This window comes from Sphingobium sp. FW305-3-2-15-F-TSA7 (genome assembly GCF_058787155.1).
In genome coordinates this window covers 124,553-137,396 of sequence record NZ_JBYSZM010000016.1, presented here as the reverse complement: position 1 = coordinate 137,396, position 12,844 = coordinate 124,553, and the positions used below count along the sequence as shown (strand labels likewise).

General features: G+C 56.7%; 4 protein-coding genes. All 4 read right to left on the bottom strand.

Annotation, left to right across the window (positions count from 1 at the left end; genetic code table 11):
- Positions 1-114: 114 nt before the first annotated feature.
- The gene (locus tag AC3WN8_RS14785; RefSeq protein ID WP_492670205.1) at positions 115-837 is read right to left on the bottom strand and encodes an IS6 family transposase; all 723 of its coding nucleotides are present in this window, start codon (positions 835-837) and stop codon (positions 115-117) included.
- A gap of 222 nt (positions 838-1,059) precedes the next feature.
- Positions 1,060-1,776, bottom strand: a complete 717-nt coding sequence (locus AC3WN8_RS14780; protein ID WP_492670204.1) for an IS6 family transposase — start codon at positions 1,774-1,776, stop codon at positions 1,060-1,062.
- Positions 1,777-2,147: 371 nt separating this feature from the next.
- A complete protein-coding gene (locus AC3WN8_RS14775; protein WP_492670203.1) occupies positions 2,148-2,507 on the bottom strand; it encodes a hypothetical protein in 360 nt (119 codons plus the stop codon).
- 1 nt (position 2,508) lies between these two features.
- On the bottom strand, positions 2,509-12,738 hold the full coding sequence (locus AC3WN8_RS14770; RefSeq protein ID WP_492670211.1) for a hypothetical protein: 10,230 nt from the start codon (positions 12,736-12,738) through the stop codon (positions 2,509-2,511).
- Positions 12,739-12,844: the final 106 nt, after the last annotated feature.

Below are 12,844 nucleotides of genomic sequence, written 5' to 3'. Positions count from 1 at the left end.
TCGACAACAGCCCACAATACGACTCACCATCGTCGGACACAGGGGCCATCCACCGCATCAGTCCTGTGCGAACCGCTCTCCACCGGGCATTTTGCGGTCTTTGAAGCTGGCGGTCTAGCTCGCAAGGATTTGCCACTCAGCCAATGCGGCTGAGCGGCGCTCTTTGTACGTTTGCCGATCGACGAGATGGCGCTCCAGGTTGAAATGATTATGCACGTTGGCGTGGACCGAGGCGAATTTCTGCAGCGATTTCATCCTTCGGAATCTCAGCATGGCTCGCTCGCGTCTGCGCAGAGGTAAATGGCTGTTTTCAACGCGATTGTTGGCGTGTCGGCCGATCTGCTGCTTTTGGCGATTGCCAAGCTGGTCCATCGCTGCGCCATATGATCGCAAGCCATCGGTGGTAATCGCCGCCGGTGTTCCGTGGCGCTTGAGCGCCTTTTTCATGAACGCGAGCGCGGCAGCTTTGTCTCGGGCTTTCGTGACATAGCTTTCCAGGATTTCGCCTTCGTGATCGACGGCCCGCCAGAGATACATCATCTCGCCGTTGATCTTGACGTACATTTCATCGAGATGCCACCACCAGTGCCGGAAACCACGCATTCGGCTCACGCGCTGGCGACGGATATCGCCGGCAAACAGCGGCCCAAATCGGTTCCACCAGAACCGAACGGTCTCGTGGCACAGATCAATGCCCCGCTCGAACAGCAAATCCTCGACGTTCCGTAGCGAGAGTGGGAAGCGCACATACATGAGGACAACCAGCCGGATCACCTCGGGTGATGAACTGAAGCCGCGAAAAGGGCTGGGCGGTTTCGCCCGGGATTTGCGTGTCATTCAGTTCCGGTAGCGACAGCCAGCGCCCCATGCCACACAGGTCTGACAAGACCCCGCATCCGGCTCACACGTTGCCGACGGATCTCGCCGACAAACATCGGGCCGAACCTGTTCCACCAGAACCGAACCGTCTCGTGGCACAGATCAATACCCCGTTCGGTGCTGTCAGTCTAACGCGAACCGCTCTCCACTTGGCGGGCCTCTGTCTTTGAGGCTGGCAGCCTAGGACGCCAGGATTTGCCACTCAGCCAGGGCGGCTGAGCGGCGTTCCTTGTAGGTCTGTCGGTCGACGAGATGGCGCTCCAGTGCAAAGTGATTGTGTACGTTGGCGTGGACAGAGGCGAATTTCTGTAACGACTTCATCCGTCGGAATCTGAGCATGGCACGCTCGCGTCTTCGAAACGACAGGTGGCTGTTCTCGCATCGGTTGTTTGCCCAGCGTCCAACCTCCTGCTTCTCGCGATTGCCGAGTTCGGTCATCGCCGCGCCATAGCTGCGAAGGCCGTCAGTGGTGATCGCCTCAGGCGATCCGTGGCGCTTCAGCGTCTTCTTCATGAACGTCAGCGCAGCAGCCTTGTCGCGGGTTTTCGTGACATAGCTCTCGAGGATCTCGCCCTCATGATCAACCGCGCGCCAGAGGTAGACCATCTCACCATTGAGCTTCACATACATCTCGTCGAGGTGCCATCGCCAGTGCTTGAAGCCGCGCATCCGGTTCACGCGCTGACGCCGGATATCGCCGGCGAACATTGGACCGAAGCGGTTCCACCACAACCTCACCGTTTCGTGGCAAATGTCTATCCCGCGCTCAAACAGCAGGTCTTCCACATTCCTGAGCGATAGGGGAAAGCGAACGTACATCATGACCACGAGGCGGATCACGTCGGGCGATGAATTGAAGTAGCGGAACGGGCTCTGCGGCTTGCTTGGACGGGGCATCAAGCCACGCTAGGCGGTTGCCGTTAATGGCAGGTGCAATTCGTTTGACAGAGCCCATAGTCGCCATCTTCGAAGAAAGTCTGCGCCCGGCGATTGCCGCGCTGGGTCACGTGGTGGGGAAGTCCCGGCAGGACGAGGCGGGGCAGGCGGACCATGCGCATAGCATGTCACAATTGGTGTATTTAGTAAACTGGCACCGTAATGCAAACTGGCACCGTAATCTCACTCCACACCTGTCACCGTAATTCCTTTATAGGTTTACGACCTAGGTGGTCCAATCGTCGAGCGGGTCGAAATATGTATATTTTGTAAATTCCGCCATAGTATTAAAGAGTCTTTGTGGGCCTCACTTGCAAAACAGGTAATACGGATTAGTAATCAATTCTTTCTTCTCTGGGCAAGCCGAAATTTACAAAAAAGGCGCCGCTGAAACCATTGGGAAGTAGTGAGTTTCGTACAACTTCATCCGCAAATGCACGCAATTCTTCATCTCTCATGTCGGGTGCATCCATATGAATATAGTAAGCGAGATCTTGGTGTTCAGTATCATCTGATATCGCTAAATCTATAGTCACGCCGCCAAAAATTCCCGAGAAATAGTGGCCATCAACGTAATTGCTGCTGAATCTCTCGCCAAAAGCCTGCATGCCTGTAAAATTTTCAAAAGACTGCCGAAATGCGTCAAGTCCATTTGCATATTTGTAATTAAGCAATAGATCTGCTGTTGCCATGTCAATGTACCAAAATCAGAGGAGTAGATGGAAGAAATCCTGACTTAAATCCCGCCACTTTCACCTTGTAGCCGACGTTATTTGTCCATCTTTCGTTCCAAGATTTTATCGCCGAATGCATCTTTTCCACTTTGTCAGGGTGTAGCATGCCGGGGGTGCTGCCTGAGATTCTACCGTCGCCGACGAATTTGTCGCTGACAACGAAAAAGTCAATATCGCTTGTGTCGTTGAACACAGTCCCTTTTTTATCGCTGAAGCCAACAACCGAGCTACCGCGAACGCCGATGCGAGCATCATCAATTCCCAATTGCTTCGTCAGATCCCTCAGTTCGGAGAGTGCATCATGGAACTGGCCTTTGTTTTCGAAGCCGAGGGGGAAGTTACGCTCCGCGCCGTTCATGCGCATTGTGAGCACGCGATCAGAGCTAAAGACCTTGCCGGTCACCTTTCCAGCGACATATAGCTCAGCTGCCGAATAGGATAGATCTGTCAGAGCGGCAACGTCTCCGGAGGCCGCCAACCTCGCAGTATTAGCAAGGTTATCAACGGATTGCCTCGTTGCAGCGTTGAATTGAGATTCTCGCGCGGCGTAAATTTTAACGTCATTATATCTTCCACTCATTTGAGCGGCTGCCATTCTATCGAAGTTTTCACTCCGTTCGTAAGACGCGCTCCAATCACGTATAAATTGGCCTGACGCAATGTTATTGTAGGTATTCTGTATTCTCTCAGATATTTTTGATCCAATCACCGTAATCGTATCGCTGAAATCCGTCAAAATCTCGTTCGACGATCGCCCGGTGGCGGCCTGAACGAGGGCGCTGAAGCCTCCTCCAACATCGCCCCAGCTCAGTCCCCCGCTGTTGTCAAAGTCGTACCAACTGCCATAACGTGGACGATGGGTTGGCGCAGGTTTCCGGAGGCTGAAGTTTGCCCCGGGATCCGAATTAAACTCGGCCTTCCAGGCTTGCTCCTGCACATATTTTGGTATCCCCCGATCGGCGAGCTCATCACTCAAAAGCCTAGGACGCCTGTCGCTATCCGTCTGGCCGGCACGGCGCTCCACTGAGAGAGCTTCGCCGAATTGATGACCGATGGTTTGCCCGATAGCATCGGGCAACGCACGCATCAGGTTGTCGCCGAAACTTCCACCAGAGAGCGCAGAGCGTGTCGCCGCGTTTGCCATCGCCGATGCGGTATTGCTTGCGAGCCTATTCCCAAAGCTGCTCAAGCCAGCTTTGACGCCGAACAGGCCATTCTTGCTCGCCAATCCGCGCGAGATGCCGGTGCCAACTGCAGCGCCGACGCCCGCTGCGGCCACCCCAGTCCAACTGAACTTGCTCTGCAATCCGGTCGCAACGCCGATGCCCTGGGTTATCACGCTTGCTGTAACGCTTTGAGCTGCTGCGCTCACCGTTGCGCTCTGTATGCCTGACACGCCTGCTGTGAATTTCCCCGCGGCGTCAGTAGCCCCAAAAAGACCATTGCTCCCTTTGAAAATCCCACCGCCAGGTCCAAGGCCTGCGGTAACGGCGCCGCTGAGAGCCGAGAGTGCAATGCCCTTGAAGTCGAACTTGCTTTGAATGCCTGTCGCGACTCCAACGGTCTGCGATGCCGCGCCGCCTGCAAGGCCTGCAAGCGCGCCCTGCAATATTGTCGGGCTTGCCCCAGTAGGAAGGGCGATAATCGTCACGGCGACCGCGATGGCCATAAGCAAGACCTGTCCGAAAGTCCCACACTTGTTGGGTTTCTTCGGCTTCGGGCTGGTGGGCGATACATTGCCGATCGCATCGTTCGCATCGTAGGGCTTGAACGTGCTGGCGTTGTACGATGAGCGGACCACGCCGGCAGGCACGCTGAGCCGCTGTCCCTCGATCAGCACGGCGTCCGCCTGCAGTCCGTTTGCCTCGGCCAGCTTGTACCAGAGCGAGGCGTCGCCCCAGAGGTTCATGGCTGCGGCGCGCAAGGTCTCGCCGGACGCCTGAACCACATAGCCGCCCGCCATCGAGCCCTGATTATAAGAGTTCAGCGCCTCATAGGAGCCGCCGTTCGTATCGGAGGTGATGCTTCTGTATATCTGCCCGTTGCGGAAAGCGCCGGTGTCGGTAAGGACGCGGCGGTCGGCGATCGCTTTGTCGGCAGCGAGATTGTCGGTGCCGTCATTGCTGACAAAGCCCAACTCCCGACCGTTGAAGCGATACCAGATTTCGTGTGGATCTCCACTATCGGTTCCGATCAGATCGCCATCCACTTCGTCACGGCGCAGAATCTGCCCGTCGACGTCATTCTTGAAATAGATGTTACGATCGCGCGCATTGGCACCGGCACTGATATCGACATCGACGTTCACCGAGTTCAGCTGCCCGAACACGTTGTAGTAGAATTTCGATCGCCCGATCTTGCTGGGCGTGGACGTATCAGCGACCGCGTCGATCGTATCCTGCACCGCGCTGTCATACCAGGCATAGCTGTTCGTGGTCAGCGTGTTCTTCGTGGTCGTCCCGGTGATCGAGCTCGTGCCCGTCACCTGATAGATCGCACCCAGAAGATATTGTGACCCATTCACATAGCTGTAATTGGACGTCGTCCCATAGGTCTTGCCGTCGGTCTTGATCGTCGACGTCGATTCGGTGAGCAACTGCCCGATCTTGTTGTAGGTCGCGGTTCGGCTGAATGCATATGGACTTGCACCGTAATCCGTCTGGCTGGTCTGACGCCCCATCAAATCATAGGCGAAGACCGAGATGTCCGTGCCGCCCGTCGTCGCCGCGGCCGGGACCGTAGAAGGAAGCTGCCAAACATTGGGAGAAGTTTCTACCTCATATGCGGGATCGCCATATGTCATGGCGATTCCGGTCAGCAGCCCGTCTCCGCTATATCGATAATTTTCGCGCTGCTCCTGCAGATAGCCGGGGGAATAATAGGAGCCGCCGAAGCCGTCGTCCACCATGGTCCCTGCCACGAAAATGGTGTGCATTACCGCCTTGCGATTGCCCGCTTCATCATATTCGATGCTCTGAGACGCCGGCCGATTGTTGTTGCGGATGATCGTGGTTCCGCCCGCGCCCGCCGTACCCGACAATGTGCCCCTGTCGACGACCAACCTGTTCATGCTGTCGTAGCGATACCAGAATGTCTCGTCAGTAATCGTAAACTCGACGGCACCGGCCCCGTCCAGCGTGCCATAGGTGCTGATCGTCTGGCGGATATTGCCTACTGCGTCATAGAAATACCGATTGGAAATGGCCGAGTTGGAATAGGTCGTTCCACCATTGACGTACGAGGTTGCTGCCTGGCCATATGTCTCCAGCCGGCCGAGTGCGTCGTAAGTGGCCGTCGCATTCTTGACCGTCCATCCGCCGCTTACCAGCACGTCGGTCAGCCGGTTGCCAACTTTATCATAGGTATAGTCGGCTGTGCCGGCGAGACCGACCGACTGCTTCAGCAGGCCGGTATTATACCATTGCCAGGTCTGGGTGGTTGGAGCACCAAGTGGGTTTTCGGTGATGCTGGCTGCAAGTCCGGCGTTGTTGTAAGCTGTGGCGAACACATGGCCGCCAAGGTCGGTCTTGTACACTTCGCGGCCGTAGATATCGCTCTTGACCGTGGATTGCAGCGTCGAGTCCGAAAAAGTCCTGGTTTCTGCCCATCCACCGTAGGTCAGAAGACCACCGGTCGCCAGTGTTCCATCCCAGCCATAGGCGATGTTGGTGACATGGTTTTCCATATCGGTCTGGCTGGTGATCCGACCGGTGGCGTCATAGGCGGTCTTCTCGATGACCGAGCCGCCATATGCATTGGTGGTATGCTGGATGCGCTGGCCGAACTGGTCATAGACATAGTTGTCGACCAGCCGGGTGCTGTCGTCGGTGACGGCCGTCCGCCGCGCATGTTTCAACTGGATGAGCTGGCCCAGCCGATTGAAGGACTGCTCGGCATAAGCAAGCGTGGGTGCCCCCGATCTGAACAACTCACTGAGCAGCACGCGCGCGTCGCCCATGCGATCGTAGAGTGTCTGCTTCTTGCCGCCGTCGCTATGGAACTCGGTGGAGATCAGCGACTGACTGCCATCATAGCCGGTGCCCGCCAGCAGGTTGTAGCTGACCAAATTGCCGCTATTGGCAGCCTTGCTCGTTGCGGCGCCCGAGGTGCTCCCGGTTTTCGCGTAGGTGCCGTTCGCGTCGCGCGTGGCGATCAGGCGTCCACCGAGATCGTAATAATAATCCTCAGAAGGTTTCACCCAATATTCGGCGCCAGTTTCGTCCTTGATGCGGACCGCGGGGCTTTCGGAGCGGATCATCCGGCCCATCGTGTTATAGGTGTAGGTGATGGTACTGCTCAGCGCGTCGGTCTCGCTCGACTTTTCCCCGAACGCATTATAGGCCCGGTTGGTGGTCAGCGTTTCGCTGGTCGCTGACGAACGCTTGCGTCCCTCCTCGACCACCTGCGTTGCAAGGCCGCGCTTATCATAGACGGTCCAGGTGCCGTTCACATCGTCGCCGCTGACCACACCCAAGGCGGTTGCGAAGTTGGTGCCGGTATAGCTGGCGCCCGCCGAGGTGATGACACCGGTCTGGTTGCCGACCTTGTCGTAGCTGTAGAAATCCCAGATGCCGTCGCCCGCGTTGCTGGCAACGAGATTGCCAGCGGCGTCATAAACGTTCGTCACCTGATACAGCGCCGACCCGCTGTTGATGTCGGACGACGAATTGCTGCCCTGGCCCTGCTGGGTGACCTGATCGAAGACGTTATACTGGAAGCTCATATAATCGACGAGTTTGAAGGTCCCGCCGATGGTGCTGTAGACGCCTTTCTTGGTGGCGCGGCCGGCGACGTCATAGGTGGTGGTGACCGCCTCTGTGACGGTGGTCGTCGTGGCGGAGTTCGACGCCGTGCTGGCGTTGACGATGCGCGTATAGCCGTCCTTCTTCAGCCGGCCCACCGCATCGTAGAAATAGCTGTGGAGATTGCCTTCGGCGTCGGTCGTCGAGATCAGGCGGCCGCCCTCGCCATAGCGATAATTGGTCACCCGATCCGCCGCTGAATATGTGCCGGAGTTGCCCGATTGGGTTTGCCGTGTCAGGTCACCGATCGCGTCATATTCATATATGGTGGTTGGCGTGGCGGTCGTGCCGTTGGCGTCCGAATAGGCGGCGCGCTGCTCGTTCTCCAGCCGTCCGGAATTATGGTAATTATAAGTGGCAATTAGCGTTCCAGCGATCTTTTTCGTGATCACCTGATTCAATGCATTATAAGTATATTCGATCAGTGCACTGGTTCCCGCCGCAGTCACCGCGCCGGTCGAAGCGTTGACGGTCCAAGCGGTGACGTTCGAGCGGGTTTCGCTGACGCGATTGCCGTTCAGATCGTAAACATAGGTCGTGATCCGATCGTCACCGTTGGTGCTGACCGTGGGTGGAGTGGACAGGCTGGGTGAACCCGCGAATTGTGTCGCGTACCGGGTCTCGACGAGAACATTGCCTTCGGCGTCATAGTCCCATTTCGTGAGATAACCTTCGGCATCGAGCTGATGGGTCTTGCGATTCAGCTTGTCGTACCAGCTCCAGACGACGTTGGTGTTCGCGTCGGTCAGCTTCACGACATTGCCATTGGCGTCGTATTGATATTGGGTTTGCAGGTTGCCAGTCACCGTCGAATAGCTGGAGCCGTTCCAGCTGCCCGTGGTGATGACATTGCCGGTGTTGCTCACGATCGTGCTGGTGAGCATGCGGTCGACATTGTCATATGTGAACGTGGTCTCGCGAAACACACCCGACGGTGCTGCCGGCGCGGTCCCGCCAGCTGTAGACGGCACAGTCACCATGGTTTCATAGACCTTGGTCGACGATATGTTGCCGTTATTGTCGTAGGTGTAGCTGGTGTAAACGCCCTGGGTTGCGCTCAACTGGCGGATTTCGGCGGTCTTGCGGTTGAGATCGTCATAATAGCTGAAGGTTGCCGCGCCGCCCGCATCGACGAATTTGATGACATTACCGCGTTTGTCGTAGGTGTAGGTCTCCTTGGGGATGGTGGACGATGTCGTGACCATATTGTCGGCGATCACCGTGACACTGTCGTGCGCGACTTCCGTCAGCCGGTTCATGCGGTCATAGGTGTAACCGGTGGTCCGAAGCGCTGTGACTGTGCCGCCCGCGGTGGTGCTAAATCCCTCCACCATCTGCTTGCGATTGCCATATGCGTCGTAGCTATGTGTTTTGACGACCTGGTTGCCGGTGACGATGGTGCCGCCCGAATTATGATTGACCGTGGCCGCATTGTAGCTTTCGCGGGTCAACCGGCCTAGGCGGTCATAGCTGTAGGTGGTGGCGAGGGTCAGTCTGTTGGTGACGGTCGTTCTATCGCCGAAGGCATTGTAGGCGTAGCTTTCCGTCTGATTCTTGGCGTCGATGCTGCTCAGCACCATGCCCTGCTTGTCATAAGTGAAAGCGGTGGTTGCCACGGTTCCCGACGGGCTGGGCGGCGTGCCGATGGCCGGGGTTGTGCCGACGGCCGTCGCCCACCTTTTGACGTTCTGCACCTCACCGAAAACAGTATAGCTCGTGGTCGTCACGTAATTGAGGGCATCCTGAACGTGCGTGACGCGGCCAAGCCGGTCGAACCAGCTATGGGTCACATTGTTGCGCGCATCGGTAACCTTCCAGGCTTCTCCGAACGCATTGTAATCGTACGAGGTCGTGCCCGCAGCATCGACTGCAGTCTTCACCTGACCGAGCTTGTCATAGGTGTAGGTGGTGGTCTGGTTGCGCGGGTTGGTGGTCGAAGTCAGGTTGCCGAACCCGTCATACGCATATGCGGTCAGCGTCTGTTCGGTGGTGCCATATGCATCATACTGACTGGTCAGCCGCCCGGCCAGATCATAACCGAATGTGGTGGCCGACTGGTCGGCCGTCCCATAAGCGACCCATCGGGCTTTCAGCAGCCCGGTCGCGTAATATTCATAGGCGGTCTCGACCCCTTCGGCATCCTGGGCGAGCAACAGCCTGCCCTGCACGTCATAGGCAAAGGATTCGGCCCTGGCTGCCCCAGCGCCGGCCGCCAGCGTTTCGACCTGGGCGATCGTGGTCGTATCGGTGGCTGCAACCGGGTTGTCCCAGGCGGTGACGGTGACCAGATCGCCGGCGGCATTATAGCCGTTGCGCACGATATAACCTTCGGCGTCCACCATGAAGCGGACCTCGCCGCGCGCCGAGTACCAGGTTCGCGTGATCCGGTTGGCGGTGTTGCTGATATTGCTGCTATGCCAGCTGTCCATCGTCGTCTGATCGGGCAGGCTACTCGTCGTCCGCAGTGTCGCATATTCGACCTGGCGCGTGACCTGGCCCATATTGTCATAGGTGAAGCCTGTGACTGCACCATTGGCGTTGATCGAATAGATCAGCCGGCCTTTGGTGTCATAGACTGCCCAGCTCTTCCGGTTGTCGGTGTTCGACGCCAGGGGCGTCACGAGCGATTTCACATTATCATAGGTGAAGTCGCTCGTGCTGATCGTCCCGGCAAAGCGGACCGTCGAGCGAACACGGCCGGTTGCCGACGACAGGACGCTTCCGAGATAGGCATATTCGGTGACCTGGCCGAGGCCATCGACAGTGTACCGAAGCAATCCCTGTCCATCATAGACATAGTTCATGGCCCGGTCCGCGGCCGCGGATACGGTGATGCTGGCGATGAGCTGGTTCAGGCTCGCGGTCGCGCGGTTGACCGTCCCGGCGCTGCCGGTCGCATTGGCATAGGCGATCTCCTTCACCTTCTGCCCGGCACCGTCGAAGATTGTGCGCGAGAGATAACCCTCGCCGTCCAGCACTGCGATCAGTCGTCCGCTGCGATCGTAGAAGCTGCGCGTCACACTGTCATTGGCGTGCGTCGTCGGCAGGGTCACGGCTGTCGGTGGCGTGGTCTTGAACGTGGCCAGACTCGATGTCAGCTTGTTCACGTAGTTCGTGGTCGAGATCAGCCTGCCGGAGGCGTCATAACCATAGACGACCGTGCTGCCGTCTCCGCTGATGGCCTGCAGCACGCGGCCTTCCTTGTCGTAGACCGTCCAGTTCCAGATGTCGTCGGCGTGTGCTGCCGGATCGACTGCAGAAAAGTCGAATACGGCGTCCGGATTGTCGAATGTTGTCAGTTCCGACGGCGTGAGGTGGGTCGCGTAGCGGATCGTGGCGATTATGCGGTTGTTGGCGTCGTAGCGATATTCGACGACCTCGCCATGCGTGGAATATGATTTGATGTCCGCAACCTTGCGGCCCGCCTTGTCATACACGAACCAGGTCTTGCGGCCGCTCGCGTCCGTGGTCACCCGCAACCGGCCCAGCTTGTCATACTGGTTGTTCGTCGTCCCACCGGTGACATAGCTGCCACTGTCGGTTTGGCTCAGCAGATCGCCGGCCTTGTTGTATGTATTGGTCGTCACATAGCCGGATGCCAGCGTCACGGTCGTGGTTGTTGCGGTATCATTGAACACGAACGTGGTCGTGCCACCGTTAATATCGGTCACGGCCGTCAGGCGGCCCATGCCGTCATAAACGAAGGTCTCTTGCGCCTCGTTGACAGTCTGTCGCTTCAGTAGCTGGCCCGCCTGATCGTAAACGTAGGTTTTTTCCGCATAGCCTTCGCTGCTCAACGCAACCCCGGCAGCATTGGCGGCGCCATAGGAAATCTGGCCGGTAAGGTTACCTCGCACATCGTAAGAATATTGTGTAATCTTAGTACTAGACCGATCAGGCAGTGCATCACGCCAGCTGTTCATGGCGGCTTCGTCGAGTGGGGGCGATCCGGCAGGATAGAGATGCTCGGAGTACTCGACCATCAAAACCATCTCACCGGTACTTTGGTATCGATACTCCGTAACTCTTCCTTCGGCATCTATAGCATATCGCAGATGATTCTCACTGTCGTATAGGTAGCTATTTCTAAGACTTGAGGATGAGCTATCTTGGTCTGACGCAAAGAAATTCTCTCCAGAAAGTTCGTTCTTCAAGCTGAAGTTGCGTATCACGGAATTGCCTAGCCGGTCGCGAATTCGACCTGGCATTCCTCCGGGACCATATACATCATAAGTAGTTGTGTTTCCAAGTGGATCCACCACAGTATAAATATTACCTGTGGTATAATAATTAAATTGAGTAATTTGCTGGGATGCGCCAGAATATGCAGCTGGTGCGGTGATTTTTTTCAGATTTCCTGTAGAATCATAGTCTAGCCTGGTAATTTGACCAGAGGCATCGTCGATAGTTGTGTATCCGGTGTAGTAATTCAGTTCAGTCTTACGAGTGACTCCAGATTCGGCGGTTTGTTCAAGTTTCCAGACCTTGCCTGAGCCATCATAGGTGATGGCCATCGACGAGCCGTCGCTCTGGGTAATGAGGTTGATCCGGTTCGAGCCATCATAACCATAGGTGGTTACGTATTTGACGTTGTCAGCAACTGAATTGTCGCTCGGTGTCAGATCAACCGTTACGGTTTTCAAGCGATATTTTGTGGTCGACCCATCAATATAAGTCTCGTAGCCGTAACGAGTTCGCGTGAGTGTCGATGCTACGCTGGTCTGTAAGTCTGTGTATTTGGTAACAATCTGGTAAATATTTCCATTCGCGTCCCAGCTGTAGTCTATATAGCTGCCATCGGCCGTCGTTACGCGTGTCAGGTTCGCACCGGTATAGGTGAAGATCACCGTATTGCCGTCGGTGTCCGATTGCTGTGTCAGGCGAAAGGACGGTGTGCCGTTTGTAGTGCCGTAGGATTCATATCGCTCGGTGATGCGACTGTCGCCATCTGTCCAGGTCCAGACCGTGCCGTCCCAATCGAGGACATCGTACGCGCCTCCGCCGTCGATGCCGTTGTATTTACTGCTCCCATCATAATAATAGGTTATCTCGCTGCCATCGGCCGACAGCCGCTTGATCGTGCTGTTCAATGTGTTCACGGTGCCCGTCAGGCCATAGACCCGTCGATCATATGCATAGCGCCAACGATCGCCATTCTCATCGGGAGTCAAAATGTCGTTGTAAGTCCGGGCGACAAGAGCGTCAGGGCCCCTGCCAATCAGAACCTCGTCCTGCTTGCCAAGCAAGAGATTGCCATTCGCTGCATTGACGAAGATGCCCTCATTGCCACGCCCTTGCGACGCGGAGCCCAGAAGGCCAACGCTTCCTAACACCGAACCCGAGCCGCGGTCGAACCCGGCGCCGGCACCCGTAAAAATCGCAACCATCTCGATCACCCGTTGTCGCAATGAACGGGGGATTTCTCCCCACCCAATCAAGTGTCGGGCGGTTCCGTGAACTGTTTAGAAAAATTTCCGAGGGTGTCCCGTCTCG

What these genes read in the sequence shown, in the direction of transcription:
- AC3WN8_RS14785 (WP_492670205.1), bottom strand. Translation starts at nt 837, where the DNA reads ATGACACGCAAATCCCGGGCGAAACCGCCCAGCCCTTTTCGCGGCTTC.
- AC3WN8_RS14780 (WP_492670204.1), bottom strand. Translation starts at nt 1,776, where the DNA reads ATGCCCCGTCCAAGCAAGCCGCAGAGCCCGTTCCGCTACTTCAATTCA.
- AC3WN8_RS14775 (WP_492670203.1), bottom strand. Translation starts at nt 2,507, where the DNA reads ATGGCAACAGCAGATCTATTGCTTAATTACAAATATGCAAATGGACTT.
- AC3WN8_RS14770 (WP_492670211.1), bottom strand. Translation starts at nt 12,738, where the DNA reads ATGGTTGCGATTTTTACGGGTGCCGGCGCCGGGTTCGACCGCGGCTCG.